The 26,435-nt window shown below is 39.5% G+C and carries 28 protein-coding genes and 1 riboswitch; all 28 genes read left to right on the plus strand.

Annotated elements, in window-relative coordinates; translation table 11 throughout:
* The first annotated feature begins 95 nt into the window (after nucleotides 1-95).
* The 28 genes from DV702_RS15920 to DV702_RS16055 all read left to right on the plus strand — a co-directional run bounded on the left by DV702_RS15920 (nucleotide 96) and on the right by DV702_RS16055 (nucleotide 26,133).
* Complete coding sequence (locus DV702_RS15920; RefSeq protein ID WP_114925640.1) at nucleotides 96-512, plus strand: YwiB family protein; 417 nt, start codon at nucleotides 96-98, stop codon at nucleotides 510-512.
* Nucleotides 509-2,176: an arginine--tRNA ligase gene (argS, locus tag DV702_RS15925; protein ID WP_114925641.1), complete on the plus strand. Its 1,668-nt coding sequence runs from the start codon at nucleotides 509-511 to the stop codon at nucleotides 2,174-2,176. The genes DV702_RS15920 and argS overlap by 4 nt, the downstream gene beginning before the upstream one ends.
* Nucleotides 2,177-2,191: 15 nt before the next feature.
* Complete coding sequence (locus DV702_RS15930; RefSeq protein WP_114925642.1) at nucleotides 2,192-2,545, plus strand: hypothetical protein; 354 nt, start codon at nucleotides 2,192-2,194, stop codon at nucleotides 2,543-2,545.
* A 57-nt stretch (nucleotides 2,546-2,602) separates the two neighbouring features.
* Nucleotides 2,603-2,734: riboswitch (cobalamin riboswitch) on the plus strand.
* A 140-nt stretch (nucleotides 2,735-2,874) separates the two neighbouring features.
* Nucleotides 2,875-3,852 carry an ABC transporter substrate-binding protein gene (locus DV702_RS15935; RefSeq protein ID WP_114925643.1) on the plus strand — a complete coding sequence of 326 codons (978 nt, stop codon included), beginning with the start codon at nucleotides 2,875-2,877 and terminating at the stop codon, nucleotides 3,850-3,852.
* A complete protein-coding gene (locus DV702_RS15940) occupies nucleotides 3,845-4,837 on the plus strand; it encodes a FecCD family ABC transporter permease (RefSeq protein ID WP_114925644.1) in 993 nt (330 codons plus the stop codon). The genes DV702_RS15935 and DV702_RS15940 overlap by 8 nt, the downstream gene beginning before the upstream one ends.
* 2 nt (nucleotides 4,838-4,839) lie before the next feature.
* Nucleotides 4,840-6,312, plus strand: coding sequence for an adenosylcobinamide amidohydrolase (locus tag DV702_RS15945; RefSeq protein ID WP_114925645.1), 1,473 nt, complete (start codon nucleotides 4,840-4,842; stop codon nucleotides 6,310-6,312).
* The gene (gene cbiB / locus DV702_RS15950; protein ID WP_114925969.1) at nucleotides 6,312-7,265 is read left to right on the plus strand and encodes an adenosylcobinamide-phosphate synthase CbiB; all 954 of its coding nucleotides are present in this window, start codon (nucleotides 6,312-6,314) and stop codon (nucleotides 7,263-7,265) included. The genes DV702_RS15945 and cbiB overlap by 1 nt, the downstream gene beginning before the upstream one ends.
* Nucleotides 7,252-8,322 (plus strand): threonine-phosphate decarboxylase CobD, encoded by a 1,071-nt coding sequence (gene cobD / locus DV702_RS15955; RefSeq protein WP_114925646.1) that lies wholly within the window; start codon nucleotides 7,252-7,254, stop codon nucleotides 8,320-8,322. Before cbiB ends, cobD begins: the two co-directional genes overlap by 14 nt.
* Nucleotides 8,304-8,873: a bifunctional adenosylcobinamide kinase/adenosylcobinamide-phosphate guanylyltransferase gene (locus DV702_RS15960; RefSeq protein WP_114925647.1), complete on the plus strand. Its 570-nt coding sequence runs from the start codon at nucleotides 8,304-8,306 to the stop codon at nucleotides 8,871-8,873. Before cobD ends, DV702_RS15960 begins: the two co-directional genes overlap by 19 nt.
* Complete coding sequence (locus tag DV702_RS15965; protein WP_114925648.1) at nucleotides 8,870-9,688, plus strand: cobyric acid synthase; 819 nt, start codon at nucleotides 8,870-8,872, stop codon at nucleotides 9,686-9,688. Before DV702_RS15960 ends, DV702_RS15965 begins: the two co-directional genes overlap by 4 nt.
* A 12-nt stretch (nucleotides 9,689-9,700) precedes the next feature.
* Nucleotides 9,701-10,465, plus strand: coding sequence for an adenosylcobinamide-GDP ribazoletransferase (cobS, locus tag DV702_RS15970; protein ID WP_114925649.1), 765 nt, complete (start codon nucleotides 9,701-9,703; stop codon nucleotides 10,463-10,465).
* The gene (locus DV702_RS15975) at nucleotides 10,426-11,019 is read left to right on the plus strand and encodes a histidine phosphatase family protein (protein ID WP_114925650.1); all 594 of its coding nucleotides are present in this window, start codon (nucleotides 10,426-10,428) and stop codon (nucleotides 11,017-11,019) included. Before cobS ends, DV702_RS15975 begins: the two co-directional genes overlap by 40 nt.
* Nucleotides 10,971-11,348, plus strand: a complete 378-nt coding sequence (locus DV702_RS15980; RefSeq protein ID WP_162805843.1) for a bifunctional adenosylcobinamide kinase/adenosylcobinamide-phosphate guanylyltransferase — start codon at nucleotides 10,971-10,973, stop codon at nucleotides 11,346-11,348. Before DV702_RS15975 ends, DV702_RS15980 begins: the two co-directional genes overlap by 49 nt.
* Before the next feature lies 1 nt (nucleotide 11,349).
* Nucleotides 11,350-11,925: a cob(I)yrinic acid a,c-diamide adenosyltransferase gene (locus DV702_RS15985; protein ID WP_114925652.1), complete on the plus strand. Its 576-nt coding sequence runs from the start codon at nucleotides 11,350-11,352 to the stop codon at nucleotides 11,923-11,925.
* Nucleotides 11,926-12,182: 257 nt separating this feature from the next.
* A complete protein-coding gene (locus DV702_RS15990) occupies nucleotides 12,183-13,097 on the plus strand; it encodes a polyprenyl synthetase family protein (protein ID WP_114925653.1) in 915 nt (304 codons plus the stop codon).
* Nucleotides 13,098-13,112: 15 nt separating this feature from the next.
* Nucleotides 13,113-13,274 carry a competence pheromone ComX gene (gene comX, locus DV702_RS15995; RefSeq protein WP_114925654.1) on the plus strand — a complete coding sequence of 54 codons (162 nt, stop codon included), beginning with the start codon at nucleotides 13,113-13,115 and terminating at the stop codon, nucleotides 13,272-13,274.
* A 44-nt stretch (nucleotides 13,275-13,318) separates the two neighbouring features.
* Entirely contained in the window at nucleotides 13,319-15,664 is a 2,346-nt protein-coding gene (locus DV702_RS16000; protein WP_114925655.1) for a sensor histidine kinase, read from the plus strand.
* On the plus strand, nucleotides 15,657-16,316 hold the full coding sequence (locus tag DV702_RS16005) for a response regulator transcription factor (protein WP_114925656.1): 660 nt from the start codon (nucleotides 15,657-15,659) through the stop codon (nucleotides 16,314-16,316). Before DV702_RS16000 ends, DV702_RS16005 begins: the two co-directional genes overlap by 8 nt.
* Nucleotides 16,317-16,522: 206 nt before the next feature.
* On the plus strand, nucleotides 16,523-18,388 hold the full coding sequence (locus DV702_RS16010; RefSeq protein WP_205407191.1) for a hypothetical protein: 1,866 nt from the start codon (nucleotides 16,523-16,525) through the stop codon (nucleotides 18,386-18,388).
* The gene (locus tag DV702_RS16015; RefSeq protein ID WP_114925657.1) at nucleotides 18,388-19,020 is read left to right on the plus strand and encodes a hypothetical protein; all 633 of its coding nucleotides are present in this window, start codon (nucleotides 18,388-18,390) and stop codon (nucleotides 19,018-19,020) included. The genes DV702_RS16010 and DV702_RS16015 overlap by 1 nt, the downstream gene beginning before the upstream one ends.
* Nucleotides 19,021-19,262: 242 nt before the next feature.
* Entirely contained in the window at nucleotides 19,263-19,658 is a 396-nt protein-coding gene (locus DV702_RS16020) for a hypothetical protein (RefSeq protein ID WP_114925658.1), read from the plus strand.
* Nucleotides 19,659-19,830: 172 nt separating this feature from the next.
* On the plus strand, nucleotides 19,831-21,792 hold the full coding sequence (locus DV702_RS16025; protein WP_114925659.1) for an O-antigen polymerase: 1,962 nt from the start codon (nucleotides 19,831-19,833) through the stop codon (nucleotides 21,790-21,792).
* Between the two features lies 1 nt (nucleotide 21,793).
* The gene (locus DV702_RS16030; protein ID WP_114925660.1) at nucleotides 21,794-22,660 is read left to right on the plus strand and encodes an ATP-binding cassette domain-containing protein; all 867 of its coding nucleotides are present in this window, start codon (nucleotides 21,794-21,796) and stop codon (nucleotides 22,658-22,660) included.
* A complete protein-coding gene (locus tag DV702_RS16035; RefSeq protein ID WP_114925661.1) occupies nucleotides 22,653-23,279 on the plus strand; it encodes a hypothetical protein in 627 nt (208 codons plus the stop codon). Before DV702_RS16030 ends, DV702_RS16035 begins: the two co-directional genes overlap by 8 nt.
* Nucleotides 23,280-23,449: 170 nt before the next feature.
* Nucleotides 23,450-23,743: a response regulator transcription factor gene (locus DV702_RS16040; RefSeq protein ID WP_162805844.1), complete on the plus strand. Its 294-nt coding sequence runs from the start codon at nucleotides 23,450-23,452 to the stop codon at nucleotides 23,741-23,743.
* Between the two features lie 193 nt (nucleotides 23,744-23,936).
* The gene (locus DV702_RS16045; protein WP_114925663.1) at nucleotides 23,937-24,218 is read left to right on the plus strand and encodes a hypothetical protein; all 282 of its coding nucleotides are present in this window, start codon (nucleotides 23,937-23,939) and stop codon (nucleotides 24,216-24,218) included.
* Nucleotides 24,219-24,289: 71 nt separating this feature from the next.
* Nucleotides 24,290-25,009: an ABC transporter ATP-binding protein gene (locus DV702_RS16050; RefSeq protein ID WP_114925664.1), complete on the plus strand. Its 720-nt coding sequence runs from the start codon at nucleotides 24,290-24,292 to the stop codon at nucleotides 25,007-25,009.
* Entirely contained in the window at nucleotides 25,006-26,133 is a 1,128-nt protein-coding gene (locus DV702_RS16055; RefSeq protein WP_114925665.1) for an ABC transporter permease subunit, read from the plus strand. The genes DV702_RS16050 and DV702_RS16055 overlap by 4 nt, the downstream gene beginning before the upstream one ends.
* Nucleotides 26,134-26,435: the final 302 nt, after the last annotated feature.

Raw genomic sequence — 26,435 nt, forward strand, 5'->3', positions numbered from 1 at the left:
GAGAACTCATAAAAAGTTTAGTTACGGTAACGTTGAAAGTGGCGGTGGATGAAGTGTATAATGAGTGAATCTATCTAACCTAAGGCGGTGAACGAATGGAAGCGCCAAAAATGAACGTGCAGCTCCGTTCAGTTATTCAACATCCAGGTCAGTCGGCAGAAACACATGAGATGCAGGCGAGTGGAGAAGTGATTGAAAAAAAGGGACAGGCGTACTTACTGTTTGAAGAAAAGGTAGAAGGCATGCCTGTCGTCCGTACCACTGTAAAATTGCATGCAGAAGATGCATTTATTATGCGCAAAGGCGGCGTCCAAATGAGACTACCGTTCCGACCAGATGATTCGAGAATCGGCACATACGGAAATGGTCCGGCAGTTATGGACATGCTAGTCGTCACAAAAAATCTTCAGTACGAACCTGGCCGATTTGCGATAGCGTATGAATTGCACGCAGAAGGCAAACTATTAGGAAACTATCAATTAACAATAACCTACTCGGAGGTATCCCAATGAATGCAGTAGAACAAATTCAACACGAAATTAAAGAAGCATTGAAACAGGCAATAGAGAAGGCTGGGCTTGTAGCAGGAGCAGATCTTCCGGAGATCAAATTAGAATCGCCAAAAAATAAAGAAAACGGGGACTACGCAGCGAATATCGCCATGCAATTGACGAAGCTAGCGAAAAAACCGCCACGTGCCATTGCAGAAGCTATTTTAGAACATTTGGATAAAACGGACACAGCAATTGAGACGATTGAAATCGCAGGACCTGGCTTCTTGAACATTCGGGTGAAATCAGATAGTTTGGCAGATGTCGTCAAATCTATTCTGACGCAAGGGGAAAACTACGGCCGTTCAGAAAGCGGTCAACATCAAAAGATTCAAGTGGAGTTCGTTTCGGCAAATCCAACGGGCGACTTACACTTAGGACATGCGCGCGGAGCATCACTCGGAGATTCATTATGCAATATTCTTGATAAAGCGGGCTACGATGTGTCGCGTGAATATTATATTAATGACGCTGGCAATCAAATTAATAATTTGGCTCGTTCTATAGAAGTTCGGTATTTCGAAGCGCTTGGCCTTGAAAAGGAAATGCCGGAAGACGGTTATCGCGGGTCGGACATCATCACGATAGGTAAAAACTTGGTAGAACAATACGGAGATAAATATGTCAACGTCACCGAAGAAGAACGTCTCGCATTCTTCCGCGCGCACGGCCTGCAAATCGAATTGGACAAGTTAAAACATGACTTGGCGAACTTCCGTGTCCATTTCGACAACTGGTTCTCTGAAACATCGTTATACAACAACGGGAAAATTGAAGTCGCACTAAATAAATTGCGTGAAAACGGTCATGTCTTTGAGGAGGGTGGAGCTACTTGGTTCCGTTCGACAACATTTGGAGATGACAAAGACCGTGTTTTGATTAAACAAGACGGCTCGTTCACATACTTAACACCAGATATTGCCTACCATGAAGATAAACTTGCCCGTGGATTCGACAAGTTGATCAACATCTGGGGAGCAGACCATCACGGCTATATTCCGCGGATGAAAGCGGCAATCCAAGCACTTGGCTACGACCGCGACACATTGGAAGTAGAAGTGGCCCAAATGGTTCAGCTCTACAAAGATGGAGAAAAATTCAAAATGAGTAAGCGTACAGGAAAAGCAGTTACGTTGCGCGAGCTAGTGGAAGAAGTCGGCCTAGACGCTGTACGTTATTTCTTCGCGATGCGTTCAGGTGATGCGCAAATGGATTTCGATCTAGATCTAGCCGTGTCCAAGTCAAATGAAAACCCGGTATACTATGCACAGTACGCCCATGCACGTATTTGTTCAATCTTGCGTCAGGCAGAAGAACAAAATATGCACGCATCGACAGACAATCTTACATTATTGCAAGACGAGAAAGAATTGGAGTTATTGAAGAAACTAGGGGACTTCCCAAGACTCGTGAGCGACGCAGCTCGTTTACGCGCACCGCACCGCGTGACAACGTACATTCAAGAGCTGGCTGCATCGTTCCATAGTTTCTACAATGCAAATAAAGTTCTTGATCCAGAAAATAATGAACTATCCGAAGCGCGCTTAGCATTAATCACAGCTACTCGCACAACAATCGCCAACGCGTTGAAACTAGTCGGAGTAGAAGCACCAGAGCGTATGTAGTCAAAAAAGCCAAGCATGGATTTGCTTGGCTTTTTTGTTTTTTGCATGGAGATAGGGGAGGACAAAGTTGCAGCTCCGCTCATAGAGTACGTGTGTCCGCTCATAGCCTCCCCGTTCGCGCTCATAGCCGACGTCATTCCGCTCATAGCCTCCCCGTTCGCGCTCATAGCCGACGTCATTCCGCTCATAGCCTCCCCGTTCGCGCTCATAGCCGACGTTATTCCGCTCATAGCCTCCCCGTTCGCGCTCATAGCCGACGTTATTCCGCTCATAGCCTCCCCGTCCGCGCTCATAGCCGACGTCATTCTGCTCATAGCCACCTCATCCGCGCTCATAACCAAAACCCATCATCCCCCAAAAAACACATAAGTCACGCCCTACTCTGTACAACCAATCAATCTGTAGTATAATAAAACACAATTACGAATTATATTTATTCCGAAAGGTTCTCTCGTTCAAAGGGAGATGAAAAGGGAAATCGGTTGAAGCCGATGCGGTCCCGCCACTGTAAGTGCATGACGCACGAGCCAGGTACCTGCCTATATCGGAAATAGAGTTCCGCAGCAACCTACGAGGATAGGTAACGTGGAGGAAATCTGTCATGGATTTCGTCCTGCCGAGTCCTTCGAAATGTTCGAAGGGTTTTTTCGTATGTGTAGCAAAAACGTAATAGATGATAAGCAAAGGGAGGACAAAACATGAAGAAAATGTGGCAACTGTTGCTGACGGCTATGCTGGCGGTAGTACTGCTGGCAGCATGTAGCAGCGAACCAAAGAAAGAAGAGGCACCAGATTCTGAAAAGACGACGGAAGAAGTGACGACAGATGAGGTAACGAACACGAGTTATCCATACACACTCACGGATGCGGCAGGAGAAGAAGTGACGTTCGAAAAAGTACCGGAATCAGTCATTTCCCTACTTCCTAGTAACACAGAAACATTGTTTGCTATTGATGCGGGAAATCGAGTGATCGCAGTTACTGAAAATGACGACTATCCGGAGCAAGTAGCGGATCTTGATACAGTTGGAGATTACACGGTCAATGTGGAGAAAGTCATTTCATTGCAACCTGAGGTAGTGTTTGCACATGAAATGATGCTTGGCTCTAGCGAAGAAGGGCTCAATCAAATTCGTAACGCAGGGATCCCTGTCGTAGTCGTGCCGAACGCAGGAACATTTGAAGAAACATATGACACCATTCAAATGATAGGCGAAGTGATGGATAAGAACAAAGAGGCGGCAGAAGTAGTGGCAGGCATGCAAGAAAAAGTCGCTGACATAAAAGAAAAAGCAAAGGCCATTACAGAGAAGAAACGCGTATTCGTTGAAAACTCGGATGAGCCTGAAATTTATGCACCGGGAAAGAATACATTCCCACAGCAATATTTAGAGATGATTAACGCAGAAAACATCGTGACAGAAGATGGCTGGGTCATGATTAGTCCCGAAACAATTGTCAATGAAAGCCCAGATGTGATCGTTGTCATGTATAGCTACGTACCGGATATCGTGGAAAAGATTAAAACGCGTGACGGTTTCGATACAGTGACTGCGGTAAAAGAAGATCAAATTGTACAAGTAGATGAAAACATTACAAGCCGGACCGGTCCCCGTTTAGCGGAAGGATTAGAAGCTTTTGCGAAGGCGGTATATCCAGAGGTCTTTGGTGAATAAAACATGGCTCGCCTACGCTGTGTCGATTGCCACACTGCTCGTGGCAATTTGGCTCGGTGTATCGATCGGTGCAGTGAAAATACCGATAGAGACGCTATGGAGTAACGATGACGCCACTGCCAGCAATATTTTGTGGAAAATTCGTATGCCGCGTGTGTTGCTTGCAGGAATAGTGGGGGCGTCACTTGCGATATCGGGAGCTGCATTTCAAGGCTTACTGAAAAATCCATTAGCAGATCCTTATACCCTCGGAGTGTCATCCGGTGCCTCTGTGGGCGCTGTGATCACACTCTTTTTTACTATTTCTTTGCCCGTTTTAGGCGCCTATACATTACCTGTATTTAGTATGATCGGTGCGGCCGCTACGATGTTTGTAGTCATTGGCTTTGCGCGGCTGGTCGATCGTGCCATGAAGATGGAAACGATTATTTTGACAGGTATTATTTTTAGTTCATTCCTCGGGTCTGTGTTGTCGTTAATGATCGCTTTGACGCAAGAAGAGTTACGTCAAATTGTTGGCTGGTTACTCGGTAGCGTGTCGATGCGTGGATGGAATTATATTACGATGGTGTTGCCGTTTTTCATTATGGGTTCTTTAATACTATGGCTCAATCGTAGAGAATTGAATGCGATGCTGTTCGGTGAAGAACGTGCCCATCATTTAGGTGTGAACGTCAAACGTCGGAAGCTACAAATTTTACTCGGTGGCTCTGTCTTGACCGGTTCGGCAGTAGCTGTTTCTGGGACGATCGGTTTTGTCGGCTTAGTCGTACCTCACATGACACGCATGTTGTGGGGATCTGATCACCGGCATGTGCTACCATTGTCATTATTCAATGGGGCTGCGTTATTAATTATTTGTGATTTAGTCGCCCGAACGATTATTTCTCCGGCTGAACTACCAGTAGGTGTCATTACGGCATTTATCGGTGCTCCAGTCTTTGCCTATATTTTTTACAAGCAACGCAGGAAGGGAGCTATGTAGACGTGCTACATATAGATCAAGTGTCAGGTGGATATGATAAGAAATTAATCGTGCGAAACGTGTCGTTCCACGTGGAAAAAGGAGAAATTCTCGGAATTTTAGGACCGAATGGCAGTGGGAAATCTACATTACTGAAAATTATTTCAGGAATTTTGCCGAAACAAAACGGTACCGTAACAATAGACGGGAAGCTAGCTTCGTCTTATACACAGAAACAATTTGCGCGAAAAGTGGCAGTGTTACCTCAACTTCACGCACATGCCTTTTCGCATACTGTAAAAGATACAGTCGGACTCGGCAGGTACCCATACCAAACGGGATTGTTTTCGAGTTGGTCCGAACAAGACGAACAGGCTGTCCAAGAAGCGATGCACTATACAGGAATTACTCGTTATGCACATACACCGATTGAATTATTATCTGGTGGCGAACAACAACGGGTATTCGTAGCACAAGCACTTGCACAGGAAGCACCGATTTTATTGCTGGATGAGCCGACCAATCATTTAGATATTGCTCATCAGCAACAATTATTGGATACGATTCGCAACCAAGCGCATCAAAAAGGAATTACCGTTATTTCAGTGTTCCATGATATTAATTTGGCGGCGTTGTATTGTGATCGACTGCTGTTACTTCAAAAAGGAGAAGTAGCAATTATCGGTGAACCGCAAGATGTCGTGTTGGAACGAGAAATTCGAACCGTTTATAACGCGCGTATTAAAACACAACCACATCCCGAGCTGCCGAAACCTCAAATGACGTTATTGCCTAACTTGCAAGAAGAAACGCAATTATTCCGAGTGAAAAAAGAGGATGTCGTCGTGCGGAGAGATCATGTCTTACTACAGGCAACGCAATCATTGAAGACTATTTCTTCAGCTGTGCACAATGCGGGGATGGGGTGGTACCGGACATTTGTTAATCGGGGAGTGAACTTTGATTATCATGTGGACGATGTGCAAAAGGAAAATACAGATTTTTTACGGTCGCATAGTTATCATCTGACAGATACGGTAGCGATGATGACAGCAGTTAGTCCAGAGCACGTAGAAGTGGAAGAGTTTGCAGGTGATTTTGGTTCGATTGTCGTTGCGGTGACAGCAGGTATTGGCAATGCGGTCGATGTATCCCATTCGTGGCGACGGGAGCATATTCCTTACGTAGGAACGATTAATACGTGGGTATTCATTAACGGTGCATTATCCGAGGAAGCGTTCGTTCAGGCGATGATTACAGCGACAGAAGCAAAAACGAAAGCATTGCAAGATGAAACCGTACTCGATCCTGAGTCGGGCACGATTGCGACAGGTACGTCAACAGATAGTTTATTAATCGCCTCTACACAGCAAGGAAACTGCATCCCTTATGCGGGGCCGATTACGCAACTAGGAAAATTAATCGGTCGCGGAGTGTATGAATGTACAGTACGTGCTATTCACTCCTATCGTCAGGCGAAGGAGGAGTTTCAGTGATTCCCGCACATTTTATCGCCATCGCAATCGGCATGGTGCTAGATCGACTGATTGGCGATCCTCCGAGTTGGCCGCATCCTGTGAAATGGATTGGCACAATGATTGGAAATTTGACGAAGAGGTTGAATAAAGGAAATATGCGAACGTTCAAAGGCGCGCTGTTATGGCTCGTCATTTGTGGCACTACATTTATGTTGGTCATCTGGCTTGTAAGTATCGCGTACCGATTACATGTAGTCGCTGGAATTGGGGTAGAAGCGATACTCATTGCCACTGGGCTTGCGCAAAAGAGTTTGAAAGAGGCGGCGATGGATGTCTATGATCCGCTACAGCGTGGAGATATAAAAGAAGCGCGTGAAAAACTTAGTTGGATTGTCGGGCGGGACACGAAGACACTCGATGCTTCAGGAATTTCACGGGCAGCGATTGAGACGGTATCGGAAAATTCGTCAGACGGCGTCACGGCCCCTTTGTTTTGGGCTTTCTTGTTGGGCGCACCTGGTTTGTGGCTGTACAAAGCGGCTAATACACTCGATTCGATGGTAGGGTACAAAGATGAGCGTTATGACAAATTCGGTAAAGTATCTGCGCGGATGGACGATTTGCTGAATATCATTCCGTCACGGTTGACAGGTGTATTGATCATTTTATTTACCCCCAATGAAGGTGGATATCCTCTTCGGAAACGGCTCCGTGAGTGGTGGCGTGATGCGCAACGTCATATGAGCCCGAACAGTGGCTATTTAGAAGCGGCTACTGCTTGGCAATTGAATGTCCGGCTGGGCGGGAAAAATAGTTATCGTGGTGTAGTATCTGAACGAGCTACCATCGGTCCACCAGTCGTCGCAAATGCCTCTCACATCCGTTCAGCTTGTAGACAAATGCAAGCCGTCTCGTGGGTTTTTTGGTTAGTTTGTACGGTGATAGGAGTGTGGTTGTATGTCGTTGCCTGAACACGGTGCGAATAGCGTGCGGCTATATGAGTCAATGGATTTACCAGTACCGGACAGGATACTGGATTTCAGTGAGAACTGTAATCCGGCGGGCCCTCCAGCGGCTGTAAAAGAAGCATGGACAGATCTATTGTCTACGATTACAAGTTATCCCGATCCAGACGGTCAGCCGTTTAAAACAGCAGTTGCAACTTTTCATCACGTAGATGAGCAGTGGGTTGTTGTCGGAAATGGCGCGGCGGAATTATTGTCGTTGCTGGCACGACGTTATCGAGGCAAGTGTGTGTTGCTAATTGATCCGACATTTTCCGAATATCGCGCAACACTGCAAGCGGTGGGAGCGGAAGTGGTGTCGATTCAAGCAGAGGAAGCAGATGATTTTCGTTTGCCGATAGCGCGCATTGTCGATACGTTACCGAAAGTGGCGGCTGTTTATTTATGCACGCCGAATAACCCGACAGGAATTTTGCCTTCAGCGGAAGAATTGATGACCGTAGTGGAAGCGGCAAAACGTAGCGGAACAGAAGTAGTATTGGATGAAGCGTTTATAGACTTTGTCGATGAAAGCCGCTCGTTCATCCATCATCTACAAAACTATTCGCACGTGATCGTCGTGCGTTCCATGACGAAAATGTATGCTATTCCGGGCATTCGTTTAGGCTATATAGTGGCCCATCCGAAAATTGTTACCACGATAAAAGGTGCGGCCTCTCATTGGCATGTCAATGGGGTGGCGGCTGAAATTGGCGTATTATGTTTACGTGAACGAAGCTACTGCGAGTCTGCAATTGTTCATGCGCGAACAGAGCGGCAAAAGATGACGGAGTATTTACGTGCCTCCCGTTGTCGGGTCATCGATTCAGTAGCTAACTATATAATCTTTGCACCACGGGAAGCGCAACTGTTATACCGTCATTTACTTTCCAAAGGAATCGTTTTGCGTCACTCGGAAAACTTCCGTGGCATGGACGGTAGGTGGTTGCGTGTCGGCATGAAGTCAACAGAACAGATGATTATATTGCGAGAGGAGATGACCAAATGGTTCGAGGAACAGTAACATTTATTAGTGGCGGCGCACGCAGCGGAAAAAGTGCATACGCAGAAAAAATACTCGTTGCACAACCCGGTCGTCTCGTCTACATCGCATCAGGTGTAGCGGCTGATTCCGAAATGAAAGAACGGATTGCGAAACATCAGAACGATCGCAAACTAGATGATTGGCATACGATCGAACAGCCGGTGGACATCCATCGTACGCTACCTTTTCTGCAAGAAGGAGACTTAGTGTTATGGGATTGTATGACAACTTGGCTGGCCAATGAACTGTATGAAGGCTATGACACGGGCGATCCTTGTTGGCGTCGTGTAGGGTGTCTGGAAATGAAAGCGGAGCAATTGCTGCAGACGATCGGACAAATAAGCGAACGCGTCACTTCATTTGTGATCGTGTCCAATGAAGTGTTAGATGAGTGGTCAGATTATGGCGAAGAGACGCAACGGTATCGAAAAACAATTGGTCTATTGCACCAGCGTTTAGTAGCACTTTGTGATGTAGCGATTGAAATGGATCATGGCATACCTGTCGTCTGGAAAGGGGAGTCACCATGAATGGATTGATCGTCGTCGGCACAGCATCGGACGTAGGAAAAACAATGATTTGCCTAGCATTATGCCGAATTCTTTCCAATGAAGGGCGTAACGTTGCTCCTTTCAAATCCCAAAACATGTCGGGCTTTTCGGTGACGTTGCCGAACGGTTGTGAAATCAGTCGTTCGCAATTCCAGCAAGCACAAGCGGCGCGTACGGAGCCGATGGTAGAAATGAATCCGATTTTATTGAAACCGACAACGGCTTTGCAGTCGGACGTCATCTTACTCGGTAAGCCACTCATCACAATGGATGGTCAAAAATTTCGGGAGCAATTATACGACAAAGGGCTACATACGATTAAGCAGTCTTTACGTACACTTTCGGAGCGCTACGAGACGGTCATTATAGAAGGGGCAGGGAGTACCGCGGAAGTGAATTTGATGGATCGTGAATTGACGAATATGCGCGTGGCGGAACTTGCGGACGTACCTGCATTGTTAGTGGCGGACATTTCTAAAGGTGGGGCCATTGCATCCATCATCGGTACATTGCAATTATTGTCTCCTGAAAGACGACAGCGTGTGAAAGCGATTATTATTAATAAATTTTACGGGGAGTTATCTTACTTCCAAGATGGCGTACAATTTATCGAAAACTTTACAGGCATTCCAGTCGCAGGGGTCATTCCTGTTCTTGAACAGCATGGCATCGTAGAAGAAGACATGGAACGCGAGACGAAACCCGCGGCTGACGGAGTGGATGTTTATGAACAATGGGCTGAACACGTACAGAAACATCTCAATTGGCCATTGATCCAGTCGATTTTGGCGTAAAGGAGCGAGAACATGAATAGCATTTTATTAGCGCTCCAATTTTTCACTTCATTGCCTGTTCGTATAGAAATACCGCTCGGGAAAAAAGAAGTATCAGGCATGTACATGGCACTACCTATTATCGGCGGGGCCATTGGCTTGTTGCTCGCGGGAACGGCTTATGCCACGGTAGAGTTCAATAGTTTCCTTGCGGCGATGCTCATACTGCTTGTCGGATTGATCGCGACGGGTGGCTTGCATGTGGACGGCTTTGCAGATTTAGGCGATGCGTTTTTCTCTTATCAAGACCGTGAAAAACGTCTGACGATTATGGATGATCCGAGACTGGGAGCATTTGGTACGTTGTCGTTAGTCGTATTGTTAGGGTTGAAAATTGGTTTATTTATCGAGATTGTCACACTAGCGCACGGGTGGCTGTTTCTTGTCATCGTGCCTATCCTATCGAGGGCTAGCGTTGTATTGTATTTCACCTTAACTGACACTGCGAAACAAAGCGGCATGGCGCACTTTTTCAAGCGACATTTTTTGCGGAAGCGAATGGTAGTTGTAGCTAGTGTGAGCAGTTTACTCGCGATTAGTGTGCTTAGTGCAGTGTCTACATCGATTCTGTTAATCCCAGTTCTGATACTTGTTATGGCATTCGCAATTTGGCTTTATCGCCACTTTTCCATCAAGCATTTCGGTGGTGTGACAGGCGATTTGTGTGGCGCGTTCATTGAAGGGATGGAGGTGTTATTATGGCTCGTCCTTATCGTTTATTTTTCATTCGCCATTTAACAACGGTGGGCAATGAAAAACGGCAATATTGTGGGTGGACGGATAGCGAGTTAGTTCAAGCAACAGGAGAAGCGATTGAATTTCCGGTTATTGTAGAAAGAGTAGTCGGTAGTGATTTGACTAGAACACGTCAAACAGCAGCAATTTATTTTCCGGATGCGGCATATGTTGAAGATCATCGTTTGCGCGAGTGTCATTTCGGAGATTTTGAAGAAAAGACGTATGATGAGTTAAAAGACGATCAAGACTACCGGAACTGGCTGGAAGATCCGTGGCGAGTGGCAGCGCGTAATGGGGAAACACTGCAACAAGTGAAGTCACGGGTACTCGAAGCGTTAGATGATTTGCCGAATGATACGGTCGTCGTGACGCATGGTGGAGTAATTCGTTTACTTCTCGAAGCATTCGCTACGGATTCGCGATCGTTTTGGGAGTGGCAAGTAGACAATGGCTCCATTTGGCAATTCGAGTGGGCAGACGAGCGACAATGGAAGGAGCGAGCGCGGTGCACGTCATTATCGGAGGTGCCTATAACGGCAAAACAGAGTATGTAAGGCGCTTAGTTGGCGATCAGAAGGTAGAGTTTTGTACAATGGAAACAGCGGCGATGGCGGACGGTCGATTGGTAATAGTGGGCTTATTGGACTGGCTTAGACAGACCGAGATGGATGAAGCGCAAAGTTTACAAGCGGTGCGCGATGTAATTGAACCCGACACGATTTTCATTTTGACTGAGGTAGGTCGCGGCATCGTACCGTTCGAAGCAGAGCAACGTGAATTACGTGATCAGTGCGGACGGCTCTATCAGTATTTATTTGCACAAGCAATAGAGGTTACGAGAGTTTGGTACGGTATCCCCCAACAAATCAAAGGAGTGAAGTGAGATGAAAATTTATACGAAGACAGGCGATAAAGGGCAGACGAGTTTAATTGGTGGACGCGTGGCGAAAGATGATTTGCGCGTGGAAGCGTATGGTACGATTGATGAACTGAATTCATTCATTGGTAAAGCGATGACAGAACTAGAAGCCGATAATTTTGCGGATATTTTAACGGATTTGGAAGCAATCCAGAATGAATTATTCGATGGTGGCGGCGATTTAGCGAACGTCATGAAAGAGCGTCACTACAAGCTTGGTGAAGAACCGATAACAGTGCTGGAAGAGCGAATTGACAAGTTAATGGAAGAAGCACCGGCGCTCGAACGCTTTATCTTACCGGGTGGTTCACCTGCAGCTGCAACCTTGCATATCGCACGCACGATTACACGACGCGCGGAGAGAGTAACTGTGACATTAACGAATGCAGCAGACGATGTTTCACCAGTTGTTCAGCGCTATTTGAATAGATTATCAGATTATTTATTCGTTGCAGCACGAATTGTTAATGCGCGTTTAGGTATCGCGGATAATGAATATGTTCGTAGTGCGAAGGTGTTTCGTACGAATGATAAGAAATGAATGTAAAACAACGGCTTAGGTGAGATATCCTAAGTCGTTGTTTTATTTTTAATGGTCGCGTCAACACTTTCTTACAATTCGTCGATGAACTTTCGTTACCTATATCTTTAGGGTATGATAGTTGTAATTACAGCTGTTTCATTAAGTGAGTATACTTTCCGCAAGATCATATGACGGTGAAAATTTGAGGAAAGTAGGATACACTGGGAAATATCCCAGTTAGGAATTTAATTTGTAACATATAAGGAGGCAAGCAAGTGGGTTCCGCGAATTCTGGAATGATAAGAAAATCACTAGACTATATGATCAGTGAGCAAATTAAACAACATGAATTGAAAGAACAGTTAATAAGGTATGTTGATTATCAATCAAACAAAGGGTTCCCTTTTGGAGAATTGCTTATTTTGCATTACAACATGTTTAATGGAATAAAAACTGAAGAAATTTACTCGGTTGCAGCCGCAGTAGAAATGTTAATACTATCCTTCGATATGTTAGATGATTTTGAAGATGATGATTGTAAAGACAAACCGTGGTCAATGGAACCTAATCTAGCGTTAAATGCAACAACGGCATTACTTTTTTTGTGTACAAGTATAATTAGAAATACTGGTTTCAAGAATAAAGATCAAGGTATCTCCATTCTGTCAGAATATGCTCTTCAATCGATAACGGGACAGCATAAAGATCTTCTGAATATTTGTAGAAGTGAAGAAGAGTACATACAGATGACGATTGAGAAATCAGGTTCGTTGGTTGCGCTCGCTTGTGAAGTGGGCTCAGTATTGGCAACCGAAGACTATCCGGTTGAAATAGAAACCTATTCTACTTACATTGGTCTTATTGGACAAATTACAAATGATTTAGCAGATATAAAAACGTGGAATGAAAAGAATGATCTACTTAATAAAAAGTTCAGTCTTCCTATCCTGTATTTGTTGAATTACAAGGATAAAGAACTTAATTTTATTCATGAATATTACGCAGACCAAGTAGAGAAAAGTGAAATATTGAAGAATCAGGAGCTTATTTCTGCAAAATTTGTTGAAACAGGAGCAATAGCATATTCTGAAGTGATTAAGAAGATATACCAAGGTAAAGCGATAGATGTATTAAAAAAGCTGGCTATTGAGCAGCATTACATTGAATGTCTATTAAAATATATTAATTAATTGGGGGAGAAAAGGATGCAAGAAATCATTCAGTTTTTAATCAATAATGTAGATGTGTTAGAGAAGGTAAAAGACGGAACAGCAAGCCTAGTTGGAGTTAGCCGGGAAGAATTAAAGGCGATTTTGGAAGTGTTCTTTAATGGACAAATTACACCAACCGCTTATTTCTGGGCGTAAAAGTTTGAACCGGGATAGTAACCTCGGCTTTTTAAGGAGCGAATATGATAAAGTCTGTTAAATTTACTACATATAGCTTGATGTCGATAATACTTGCCATAATGATCACTGTTTATTTAACTATTATCATTTTTAAATACCCACTAGTTGGTATGGAAGTAAAGTCAACGGATAATCGGTGGATAGTAGAAAGAATAGTTGAAAATGGATGGGCATCGAGTCAATCAATAGAAGAAGGAGATATTGTAGAACTTGTTGATGGTGAAAAGCCAGAGCGTCATACTACCGTAGTCAAATTTAGTCGGGTAGAAATGGCTGATTCTATAACAATTATCGATCAGGATTCGAAACGAAATACATACGCTGTTACTTACAAAGACTCAAACGGACAGTATCTTATTTATTTGTTTTTACCGTTAGTGTTTTCAATTACGACGATAATATTAAGTGTTTTTTTATATCGTAGAAAAAAATATGATAAAACAGCTGTAATACTCATCTATTTTTTATTAACAATAGGTGTTAGCTATCTAAGTGCACCTGTTTCTGCTAAAGGAGATATTATAGGCAGAATGTTAAATACGATCACATTGCCTGGATCATTACTATTATTCGCGCACTTTCTAAAAAGTTATTTTGGGCAATTCAATTTAGTTTTTATAAAATCTAAATCAGTAAAGAGATTGTATATCGTCTATTCCGTTATTGTGTTAGTAACGACAGGCAGCTTTGTGCAGTACGGAATCAATGAGTATATGCTATCTATTGAGTTGCTTTTTTTCCTGTCATTACTAGTGTATTTACTTGTTCATATTATGCGATTCTATTTCAAATACAAAAATACTGAAGCAAGTAATGTCCTGAAAATTCTTTTGCCAACATTATTTTCTTCATTGCTTCCATTTGCGGGTTTATATGCAATTCCCACCCTTCTTTTTGGTAAGGAACTTGTACAGGCGGAAATGACAGCAATCTTCTTACTAATCATTCCAATTGGACTTGTCTATTTACAACTGGCGGAAAAGTTATTTGATATTGAATTTTTATTGAATAGGTTGCGGTATTATACGTTTCTTTCTTTTCCGTTCACAAGCGTTGTAGTGATAGTCGTCTGTTTTCTTTTGAAAATCGATTTTCTATCTAAAGAAATGGTTATGATGTTTACACTTTTGTTGATCAGCACCATTTTGTTTTTGTACATAAAAGAATACGTAGATTATTATTTTAAAAATCACTTATTCTCACAAAAAGGAAACTATGAAAATAGCTTGTATCTCTTTTTTCAAAAAGCGAAGCATGAAACGAAGGTAAGTAGTTTGATCACGAGCCTTCAAAATGAAATCAAACAGGTATTAAAGGTAAAGAATGTGTTTTATATAGAGAGGGTAAAAGTAGGGAATGGGGAAAAATGGACACTAACAACGAATGAAAAAGAGTGTCCAGACGCTTTGATGGAGAGATTAGAAAAAACACAATGGGATCATCATCGAACGGGTTCTTTGATTGAAGTAGTGGATGGAGTCGGAATAATTATTGGTGGAGACCATGACCATCTACATATTATATTTTGTGGCATCAAGAGATCCAAAGCCAATCTAAATATTCAGGAACGAATTTGGCTTGAATCTTTAGCATACTTTTCCGGCATTCTTCTTGAAAACTTTCAATTAATCGAAGGTCTTTTTGAAAAGATTGAGAGTTATAAAGTGGAAACCCAAATAACGAACACAAATTACCCGTATTGGCTTTCGAGATTATTATTCTCTTTGTCGGAAAAGGAAAGAGCGAATTTATCAATTGACTTACATGACTCAGTACTGCAGGAACAATTACAACTTTTAAGAGACGTTGAAAAGATAAAAGTGGATGTTGAAGATCCGGCGATCGAAAATGAATTGACGAAACTTATTGAAAAGATACTAGACAGTATCCACTTGATTAGAGAAACGTGTAATGAACTTCAGCCACCTTTTTTAAGTGAATTAGGAATTGTTCAATCTATTCAAGTTTTAATCGATCAGACAAAACTGCGCTGTGATTTTATTTTGAAAACGGAATTGGATCCATCGATTCAGCAGCTAGATAAAGAGTATGAATTAACCTTGTATCGAGTGATACAGGAACTTTTAAACAATGCATCAAAACATTCCCTAGCCACCGAAGTCGAAATATCTCTTCAAAAGACCAAGCAACTAATTATCTTGAAATACAGTGATAATGGGAAGGGATTCGATATGGCACAGTTACAGGACTCTTTTAAAACAATGGGGATTTTCGGGATGAAAGAGCGGGTGAAGAGTATAAATGGAACGATTGATATTACCTCTGCCCGAGGAAAAGGAACGCAAGTGTTTATTGAGATAAAAACAGGAGGGACTGCGAATGATTAATGTATTAATTGTCGATGATCATCCTGCTGTTGGACAAGGAACTGTGGCTCTCATAGAACAAGAAGAAGATATGAAAGCTACGATCATTACAGATGTTGATATAGTGTTAGACGTGATTAATGAAAATAGTTATGAAATTTATCTAATAGACTTATACATGCCGAAAATAAACGGTATAGAGCTTACAAAAATGATTTTACGTGTCGATCCAAATGCCACTATTCTTATTTATACTGGTTTTGACTTAGTTGCGCATTATAATTTATTAATTGAAGCAGGAGTTTCAGGTTTTGTTAGTAAGACTGCGACACAAGAACAGTTGATTACCGCAATCAGATGTGGAATAAGGGAAGAAGCGGTGATTTCCTTTCAGTTATTAAAACAACTGAGAAGAGTGGATTCTGAATCGTCTACTAATGAAGCAGAACATAATTTAGGTGATATCACGTTATCAAGCAAAGAACAAGAAATATTAGCAGGGGTTTCTAAAGGTCTGACAAACAAGGCAATTGCAACGGATTTGTCTATGAGTCAAAGAACTATTGAATACCATTTAACCAAGATCTTTTCGAAACTTGGGGTTAGCTCAAGGACAGAGGCATTATTTAAGGCGAAAGAGTTTGGTTTGTTGTCTCCACAGATAGTTGAATAAAGTAAAAGAAGTTGACAATAATATGTCGGCTTCTTTTCATTTTATCTTCAAAAGTTGCGTGATTAACAGTGTCTGCAAGTAACGTTACGGAAAACCGCAAGTTGATTTACGGTGAAGTTTGATAGGTTCTATGTAAGAATAGTAGAGGAAGACACATGTTGTATGGAAAGTATGTAATTACCAATTAGCTGAGAGGATAAGAATGAATGAAGTCATTACCGATATTATCAAGGATAGTTTTAAGTTTAAAAATAGATCTAGTTCTTATTTCTTTGTTTTCATGCATCCTTATAATTTATTGTAGCAATCCTTATGTCATCAATCCTACAGAGTTTATCTTATACACTAAGTATTTTATTCCTGTTGGATTTTTCGTTTGGCTGTTAGCAAGTTTTCGTTTCCATCTCTTGATTACAAAGTCAACTCCACTAAAATGGCTTGCTATTAATGAGTTAATACAAAAGCCTATTAGGATTGTAATCAAACAAATTAGCGTTGCTTTTATTTGTTTCTTGACATTACAAATATTAATCGCAGGTATAATAGCAAGCGTTATTGTAATTAACTTTTCATCTGGGTTTGATCTTTTCAAATTGATTTTTGTATTATATTTGATTTATTTTGCTCTTCCATTTATATGGTCGTGGTTCACTGGATTGTTCATCGGTATAATATATACGTATTATTCTCACAAAAAGGCCATTTTATTCTTTGGTATCTCACTTCTATGGATAGTATGGGTACTTTCTCTCGAATATGAATTGATTTCATTTAGTATATTTATCGAAAATCGTTGGCCGTATATTGATCCTTTATATAATCTAACAACTCTAAAGAATAATGTAATTGTCAAGTTGATATATCTCACCTGTTCTATAGGGGTTTGCTTTGTTTTTATAAAGATTAGACGCTCTTCCATCGGTTTTACTTTAAGTGCCATCCTCATTATCTTTGTTTCATTTACAAGCTATAATGTTCAAAGTAAATCCTGGCATTATGAAAATCTATTAGCTAATGATTATAAACTCTATCAACAAATAAAGGATAAAGTTCAAGACAATATTAAAATGACTGACAATTGGAGGGTAATGGGAATTAAAATCGAAGCTATGTCTCAATATCCAATTCAAATTGAGCTCACTATAGATGAAAAAGCGGATGTAGTAAGATTTTCTATTAATGAACAATTCTCGATAGCTCAAATAGAAAGTGATGAGAAGAATTTAGCATTTGAACAACAAGGGAGTATTGTTGAAGTTGAACCAAATGGGGCTCAATCAATGATCCTCTATTACAAAAATACTGTAGGAACTAGTTTTTATCCATTAATGTCAAATGCCATTTTATTACCGTTTAGCGCAAACTGGTATCCACAGCCTACTAATTTAACTCATTATACTATTGACCCATCTGGAAACTTTCACGTTAATTTCGAAACAAGACATTGCGAACAGGTAGAAATAGTTTTTGGGGAAGAAGATTACAGTTGGGAAGGGGATAATCTTGATTGTTTATCAATAATAAAAGGTGCGTATAAGCAAATTGAAATCCAAGAAATGAAGATGTTAGTTTACCAACCCTTTCTGACTCGAAAAAAGAATTATATAGAATTGCAAGATCGGCTTGTATCGATACGTAGTGAGCTTTGTAATTTATTTAATAATTTAAAAGACGGGGATTACTGTGAGGAAGATATTCAAACTATTACTATAATCCCTAAAAGTCTAAATGAAAATCCTCTTTCATTATATGATGGCGCAATTTCAAATGGAAATTTTACTTTTTACGTTAATCCATTTTTAGATGTGAATCACAAGCCAGTAACAGCCCATATCGAGGAATTATCCACATTTTTAATACCATACAGACTTTTAGAAGAAGAACAACTCAGTTATTTTATTAGCCTATATTTAATTGAAAAGCTAGATATTGAATCATTCGGATACTTAGAATGGGTGATGGAAGGTGCCTCTATAACATCTGAAGAGTGGAGTGGTTTTGCTGGTCTAACAATTGAAGAGAAAGAAAAGGAACTAGTTCAAATGGCAACAAAAATAAGGAGAAGAGACTAATGCTGAAATTAATGGATGTTACTATCAATTATAATGGTCGATTAATTTTGCATAATTGTAATTGTGAGATTAACCCGCAATCAATTATCGTTGCTAAGAATGATATTAATACTGAAATTATCGCTAGAACATTATCTGGTCTTAAATCTGTAAATGATGGTGAAATACATCTAACTGAAAATAATTTAAATAAAAAAGAGAAAGATAGAAGTAAAATATTTTTTTTGATCACAGGAAACTACCATGAATTATGGAAGAATTATCGTTTGAAAGAAATATCACAAATGATGAAGAGAACATTTAAAGGCTCCGCGTTGTGTGAAAAATATAATATATCTTCTCAAGCTTCTATTGATTCACTTACAAAGTTTCAACGACTAATTTATCTTATTTCTATAGGCCAATCATTTAATCGAACAATATTTATTTTTGATCAGCCAACCAAATATTTCGATTATGAGGATTTAGAAAGGTTCTATGATTTTTTGAATGAGGATTTTCTAGATGCGAACTATATTATCCTTACAAATCGTTTCGAAGAAATATTCACTAGGTTATCGAAACAAATCTATGAAATAGATTCAACTAAGTCAATAGTCTTGAAAGGAGGTGAAGAAAGTGTTGGTGGGTAAAAAATAAGTGAATAGCGTTGTTTCATCATTTACAATGGCGCTAAATTGTTGATAGCAGAAATCGCTTAAAATTTAGTGGTTCAATCAAATTAAGTCTATCAAATTTCACTTGGGAAAAGTCAAGCGTTTTCCAGTGTAATTATGAGTGAACAGCTAGATTTAGAATGTTCTAAAACAATTTTCAGTCTGCTAGTAACTAAGTTTTACGTGTATAAAAATAATCAGTTAGGGAGATGAAATTAATGTTAGTTAACAGAAGAAATAAAATCAAATCAAAAATTGTTACTTTATCACTAGCAGTAGCATTAATGGCGACTGCTAATTCAGCGGCAGCAGCAGTAAAATCAGCGAGCCTAGACGGTTCAGGGACTTATAAAAATACAGTTAGTCAAACAGCTACGAATACTATTAGTGGAAAGATTTCCGCTACAAATACTGGCGGAAATACGACAACTAGAGGTTATGCAAAGAAGTCTATTAGTTGGCTACCCGATAGTACTGTTGCATCGACTAATTGGTTGACTCCTGGGCAAGGGCAATCTGTAAACTTCACCCAGAAAAAAGGAGACATATTTTACGGCCAAATTGTTGGACAAACGGTTGGATCTAGAGGCTCTGTAACAATAACAGTTAACTAATCATTGCCTGAAGTTAGGGAGGTGCGTAAATAACCTTATTGCACCTCCCTGTTTCATTTAAAATCCTTAGTAGGGATTCTTATTGAAACATATATAACGTACAACGTACACCGTATTATGTAAAATAGCTTTTCTGTTTAACGAATGTTATTACCGAAAGGAGTGAAATAATTTGCGTTGGAACTATCTTTTTCACTTTTATTTCAAACGGATGAGAAAAAGTAAACTATATATGGGGGTAAGTATATTATTTTTTATTTTATTATTCAGTAGATTAATTTTTTTCTTAACCCCCCAGTATTACGGAGATTGGCCGAGTGAGGTAGCGATGATTGTACAAATGGTATCGCTCTTTTACATAGTTTATTTCTATCGTACCTTTTCAAGTGAATTGCTTTATGGGATTCAGTCTTTTTTTGTAGACGGTCATCGAATTATGCTGGAAAAAATTAGTGCGATGTTTGCTGCTCATTTTATTTATCAGGGGATTATGGTAGTTTTTACATATGGGATGTTTACAGTGCTTTATTTTATTGTTGGGATAGAACCTTCCAGCATATATTTGTCTTTATTTCGATTTTTATTAATCTATATGTTGGCTCCTCTCATGTTAAACGTACTGTATGGTGTCATTATCGCGATATTTTTCGGTACAAGAAAAATTAGCTTTTTTGCTATTTTGTTACTATGGATTGCGACGGGAAGTATGATTACGGAATTATTTACTGATTACTTTTCTACCGTTCATGCGGATGACTGGCAGTCTTTATTCTTTATTGGAACAAACTATGCGATGACAGTATATCAATCTTACACTGGTTTTGATATACATTGGGGAAATGAACTAAAGTTAGTCACCTGGTTTTTAGTTTTTTCAGGAATTGTGTTAGTGCTATCCCTTCGTTGGTCGCTTAGAAAGCCGGAACGAAATCTTGTCATTAAAGTAGTGGTAGCGATGTCACTCCTTTCTGTCGTCTCAGCCTATGGAGTTGGTAAAGTAAGCACAAAAGCTTTTAATAATGCAGACCTTCAGACGGAATTTGATTATTATATGGATATAAAAAAGACTGAAACAGATATGCGTTATGAGATTGAATCCTATTCGATTTCATTAAAAAAGAAACAAGCAACTGTGGAAATCAGTTTTTCTGATATGAACACGTTGGAACCCACCTTTCAACTGTATCATGCCTACCCAGTGCATGTAATCCAAGCAGGGAATGAACCGGTCAAATTTGAACGTAGTGGAGACATTATTAAAGTTTATTTACCAAAGAGTACGTCTTCACTTACCTTTTATTATGAATTAGTGGATACGCACTTTGTGCCATATACAAATGGTAGGACCGTGCTACAAGCAGATATGGCTTGGTATCCGAAAAAGAGAGCCACACCTATGTATGAGATCAATGAGGATACAGGGTGGACTAAATTGAGTGAACGTTTCTTATCTAATGAAAGTTATCCCTTTACTGTACAAGCAGAAGATGTGCTTTTTTGCAATCTACCGAAGCAGGGGGATATCTATAGTGGGGAATCGCAAGCTGTGTCTCTCATCAAGGGGCAGGGGAAACAGCTGACATTTGGTGATTATTCTATTACGTATCCAGCGGATTGGCCTAAAATGAAAGAAAAAGTTGGAACTGTATTGTCGCAATTAGAAACGACAGTGCAGGAAGTACAACTACTTGCACCTACAACCATTCAAGCGTTGCCTACTACAATTGTTTTTTCTCGTTTCAGCCCAGATCCATTGATGACGAAAGATCATCTTGTATATAACACGTCCTATAGAGAGGCAGTGGATGATTACGAGGTTACGAAGGATTTTCAACAAGAGCTACTTAAGCTTTTCGTACAAAGAAAGGGTCCATATAGGTTGCATCTGGAGTGGATAAACCTGGCAAGCCAGTTGATTCGGGAAAAAAACGAATGGATTGTTGACTTTAAAATGAGAAGCATTGATTTTTTCGATTATCCTAAAGCAGAGCAAGAGCAGATTGAACTTGTATACCATTTGTATTATCAATTAGACGCGGAACAACAACAACAATTTCTTCAGACATGGTATAAGGAAATGGACGAAACTTGGGGATGGGATCAGGTATTGGATTTAATAGAGGAGTGGAGCTAGATTGGAAATTCAGGTTCAGGGGCTAACGAAGATTATTAAAAAGCAGACTATATTATCCGACGTCACGCTGTCGTTTTCTGGTATCTACGGACTCTTAGGACCAAATGGAGCGGGAAAAACAACATTAATGAGGGTGTTGACGGGTGAGATTCATTTTAATGAAGGGAGCGTTTTTGTAGAGGATGAGTTAGTCAGTACTACCAATTACGTCAAGCGTATAAATCATATTGGCTATTTGCCACAAGATTTTATGATATATCCGGAACTTACAATGTATGACGTACTTGAACATATTGCAATTCTTCAAGGAAGTAAATCATCCAAATCCTATTATGACCGAATTATGGAGGTTGTGAACCAAGTCAATTTATCCGATCATGTATATAAAAAAATGCGGGAATTATCTGGTGGAATGCGCAGACGTGTAGGGATTGCACAACTATTACTTCGCAAGCCGTCGATCTTGCTATTTGATGAACCAACTGCGGGACTCGATATTGAGGAACGTATACGTTTTCGCAATCTATTGAAGCAATTGGGAAAGCGCCATACGGTCATTATCTCTTCTCATATTGTTGAAGACATTGAATTCCTTTGTACAAAAATTGGTGTCATTAAAAATGGAAAGGTGCTATTTGAAGGGTCGCCTGATGAATTAAAGCAAAGAGCAGCTCGATGTACATATGAGATTAGCGTTCCCCTATCAGAGTTGGATGAAATCATTGCAACGAAAGAGGTTGTACAAATGAATGAGGAATCCTCCCATGTTGTGGTGCGCGTGCTATCAGATGAACCTGTTGGCCAGTCCGTCAGTCCGCGCTTAATGGACGGATATTTGGCGCTTCTAAAAGGGGCTGCCTATGACTAAACTCCTTCATTTATTTACATTTGATATAAAATTACTTCGCTATTTATACAGCTTTCCATTTCTAGCTTATGCATTGACCGTCTTGCTCATGTTAACAGTAGGTGCTCGTACCGGTGACCCATATACACCTTATATATTTGTACAGGGCATCGCAGTATCGATGGCAGGTTGGCACTTAGTGTTCTTATATAACAGTTTGTATGAGGAAGGGGCAAAAGAGACGTTAATTGTATATTATCGTAAAGTTATCGTCATTGACATTTTTCGATATGCCTTCTTACATGCGATTTTTATCTCTTTATTGGTAGGTTTGACTATATGGATGAATGGATCAGCTTTCTTCACGACCACTTTAAAAGTACATCTCGTCATGCTGTTTATTTTTTATCAGTTGATAGGTCTAGTGTTATTAAGTATTACAAATAGTTTAGAAATCACGTTAGCAATAGTTGTGACCTATACATTTATGGAAGTTGCAACGCAAGGCACATTTATGCCGTGGCCACACTTGTTTATATTTGAGGAGCCCATTGATAACATCTGGATTCAACTGACCTTTTTATCGTTAGGAGCAGGTATTATTATGTCAGTTATTCAGTTAGGGAAGAATTTTAAGTAGGAAATAGGTAGATCAATTAGTGTCTCCTAGTAACACTGGTGGAGTGTGTTTTGGGAAGTTCTGTGATTGGTACTTCTCCTATCTATTTAACATTATAGGTACCCTATAATTAGACTGCGACACAAGAACAGTTGATCACCGCAATCAGATGTGGAATAAGGGAAGAAGCAGTGATTTCCTTTCAGTTATTAAAACAACTGAGAAGAGTGGAATCTGAACCGTCAACTAATGAAGCAGAACATAATTTAGGTGATATCACGTTATCAAGCAAAGAACAAGAAATATTAGCAGGGGTTTCTAAAGGTCTGACAAACAAGGTAATTGCAACGGATTTGTCTATGAGTCAAAGAACTATTGAATACCATTTAACCAAGATCTTTTCGAAACTTGGGGTTAGCTCAAGGACAGAGGCATTATTTAAGGCGAAAGAGTTTGGTTTGTTGTCTCCACAGATAGTTGAATAAAGTAAAAGAAGTTGACAATAATATGTCGGCTTCTTTTTCATTTTATCTTCAAAAGTTGCGTGATTAACAGTGTCTGCAAGTAACGTTACGGAAAACCGCAAGTCGATTTGCGGTGAAATTGGATAGGTTCTATGTGAGAATAGTAGCAGGGCTCCTAGTTTGAAAAATATTCAAAAGAAAAGGAGGGGTTTTCTTGAAAAATATTGTAACAGTACTATTTCTAAGTTTTATTTTAATTTTCTCACTTGTTATAGAAACTAAAGAAGCTAGTGCGGCTGGTGTATGTGCAGTTAAGACGTATGATGATTTAATATCACCCAATTATATAAAGTATACTAACCTTACGTATACAGATTTTACGTATAAAAACGGATTCACTAGCTCTTTGTCTAATGGCAAACAAGTATACTCTACAGCAAGGCAGATGCTAGGATTTAGTGCACTAAGATATACTTACACATACTATACTTATTAAACAATTTGAGGGTATCTGAAATCAACTTCTTATGTATTCGAAGTTGATTTCAGTATATAAAGAGGTGCGTTATGTTGATTGAAATATCTAATCTATCAAAGGGTTATAAAAATAAACAGGTAATTAAAAATATGAATTTAAATATAAATGAAGGCGAAGTCATTGCCATAGTTGGCCCGAATGGTTCGGGGAAAACAACACTTTTAAATTTAATTGCTGGCAATATAAAAATGGATGAAGGCAATATAGACATCTCAATAGAAGGACACCGTTTAGAGGATAACCTAGAGCTACGAAGATATATAGGTTTTTTACAAGATTCTACTGTATTAACTAATGATTTAACTGGTTATGACCACATGAAGTTTTTAGGTGATATACATAACAAGAACAAAGAAGATATAAAAAGGGTAATTTCAGTATTCAGATTAGATAAGTTTATCAAAAAAAAAGTAAAGAACTATTCTCTTGGTATGAAACAAAGATTATTAATTGCATTAGCAACAGTACATAATCCGAAAGTTTTAATTCTAGATGAGCCTTTCAATGGAATTGATTATGAAAGTAGTTATGGTTTAAAAGAGTTATTCAATAATTATAAAAAAGACGGAAACACAATTATTTTCACTTCACACATTTTATCAGATATAGATAGGATTACTGACGTTATTATCTTCCTAAAGGATGGTGTTATTCAAAGGAAGATAAATTCAAGAAAAACTCCAGAAAACGTCGAAATTCTTACTATAACCGAAAAAGTTTATATTGAATTATTTGGAGATACGTTATGAAAAAAAACCCCTTACTTTCATTTGAATTAACTAAGTTATATAAAAGTAAGATTTCGTATATAATCCCTTTTATATTATTATTCTCACTGATGATATTATATTATGTTACTTATTCTAATTCTTCTACGTACAAGAGCGAAACTGTCGAATCATTTAATTTGGAGGTGGAGTCTTTTGACCGATCAATAAAGGACTTGGAAGATGTTCCAGAAGCGATAAATCTAAAGGAGACATTACTTGAGCAAAAAGAATTAACTCAAAAACAATTAGAGGCATATCAGAATGTAAATTGGGAAAGGTACACTCAATTACAAATAGATATTGATAAGAACTTATATTTAATGATGGAATCAGGTGATGCACATGTACCATTTCCAGGCTCAGTTATTAAGAAGAAAATTGCTTTAAACGAAGAAATTTTGAAGCGTAAGGTAGTACCCGTTGAAGCGGGGACCGAAGTAGAAGGAGTACACTATGCATCCTTCGTTCTCAAAATACTTTTTAATTTTATTGGGACTTTTATTTTTGTTCTAGTTATTTGTAAACTATTTGCACAAGAAATTGAATTAGGGAAATTTAAGTTCTTAGTAAATCAGCCTATTTCAATAAAAAGACTACTATATTCAAAGTATGTAATTATTTCGTCTGTAAATATACTCCTTGCAATAATAATTATAGTTATGGCTTTTATTATTGGTTGTATTTTTAACGGGACGGGAGATTACAGTTATCCTGTTTTAGTATCTACTGGTGAGGGGACTTATAAATTTATTAGTATTCTAGAATTTATAAGTTATTCAACTACTCTCTACGCATTTGGAATACTTTTCATTTGCTCCCTAACATTTTTAGTTTCTGTTTTGACAAAAAGTTCGTTGATTTCTTTTATTACAACATCCGTTATCATTGTGTTGGGAACGATAGTATTCCAGGCTGTTGAATCACTTTTAAAGGTCGCAGATCTAAATCCATTTCTTTATCTAGATAGTGCCAAAATAATCACTATGGAAACAGCAGAGAAAACAGGAAACTATGATTTTTCTTATGTTAAAGGAATTATAGTATTTATTGTAGGTAGTATAATTATTAACACATTCACTTTGAAAATCATGAAGAGGTTCTAAAAACATATAATGAGGGAGACCTATTAAGAACCTGGTTTCCGCAGAATTAGAGATGCCGAGAGGTAACAAAGCAAGCACGATGATTTATAGTTTTGTCGAAACGGTGAAAGGGTTCAATTTGCTGTCTCAACAAACAGTTGAATAATGAATAAAGTAAAAGAAGCTGGCATATGATTGCTAGCTACTTTTACTGTATGATGCCTTTGGAAATTGCATGACGTTCACTTACCGTAAGCCCCCAACCCACTCTGTTAGGATAGGTGTCGTAGAAGGCTAACGTGCTATGATTAAATAAAAATACA

Source organism: Sporosarcina sp. PTS2304 (assembly GCF_003351785.1).
Classification (GTDB): Bacteria; Bacillota; Bacilli; order Bacillales_A; family Planococcaceae; genus Sporosarcina.

Coding starts and splice junctions, on each gene's coding strand:
- DV702_RS15965 (WP_114925648.1), top strand. CDS start 8,870: ATGAATGGATTGATCGTCGTCGGCACAGCATCGGACGTAGGAAAAACA.
- DV702_RS16000 (WP_114925655.1), top strand. CDS start 13,319: ATGATAAAGTCTGTTAAATTTACTACATATAGCTTGATGTCGATAATA.
- DV702_RS15935 (WP_114925643.1), top strand. CDS start 2,875: ATGAAGAAAATGTGGCAACTGTTGCTGACGGCTATGCTGGCGGTAGTA.
- DV702_RS15975 (WP_114925650.1), top strand. CDS start 10,426: ATGGCTCGTCCTTATCGTTTATTTTTCATTCGCCATTTAACAACGGTG.
- DV702_RS16035 (WP_114925661.1), top strand. CDS start 22,653: ATGACTAAACTCCTTCATTTATTTACATTTGATATAAAATTACTTCGC.
- cobS (WP_114925649.1), top strand. CDS start 9,701: ATGAATAGCATTTTATTAGCGCTCCAATTTTTCACTTCATTGCCTGTT.
- DV702_RS15930 (WP_114925642.1), top strand. CDS start 2,192: ATGGATTTGCTTGGCTTTTTTGTTTTTTGCATGGAGATAGGGGAGGAC.
- DV702_RS16010 (WP_205407191.1), top strand. CDS start 16,523: ATGAAGTCATTACCGATATTATCAAGGATAGTTTTAAGTTTAAAAATA.
- DV702_RS16055 (WP_114925665.1), top strand. CDS start 25,006: ATGAAAAAAAACCCCTTACTTTCATTTGAATTAACTAAGTTATATAAA.
- DV702_RS16020 (WP_114925658.1), top strand. CDS start 19,263: ATGTTAGTTAACAGAAGAAATAAAATCAAATCAAAAATTGTTACTTTA.
- argS (WP_114925641.1), top strand. CDS start 509: ATGAATGCAGTAGAACAAATTCAACACGAAATTAAAGAAGCATTGAAA.
- DV702_RS16050 (WP_114925664.1), top strand. CDS start 24,290: ATGTTGATTGAAATATCTAATCTATCAAAGGGTTATAAAAATAAACAG.
- cobD (WP_114925646.1), top strand. CDS start 7,252: ATGTCGTTGCCTGAACACGGTGCGAATAGCGTGCGGCTATATGAGTCA.
- DV702_RS16015 (WP_114925657.1), top strand. CDS start 18,388: ATGCTGAAATTAATGGATGTTACTATCAATTATAATGGTCGATTAATT.
- DV702_RS15920 (WP_114925640.1), top strand. CDS start 96: ATGGAAGCGCCAAAAATGAACGTGCAGCTCCGTTCAGTTATTCAACAT.
- comX (WP_114925654.1), top strand. CDS start 13,113: ATGCAAGAAATCATTCAGTTTTTAATCAATAATGTAGATGTGTTAGAG.
- DV702_RS15985 (WP_114925652.1), top strand. CDS start 11,350: ATGAAAATTTATACGAAGACAGGCGATAAAGGGCAGACGAGTTTAATT.
- DV702_RS15960 (WP_114925647.1), top strand. CDS start 8,304: ATGGTTCGAGGAACAGTAACATTTATTAGTGGCGGCGCACGCAGCGGA.
- DV702_RS16005 (WP_114925656.1), top strand. CDS start 15,657: ATGATTAATGTATTAATTGTCGATGATCATCCTGCTGTTGGACAAGGA.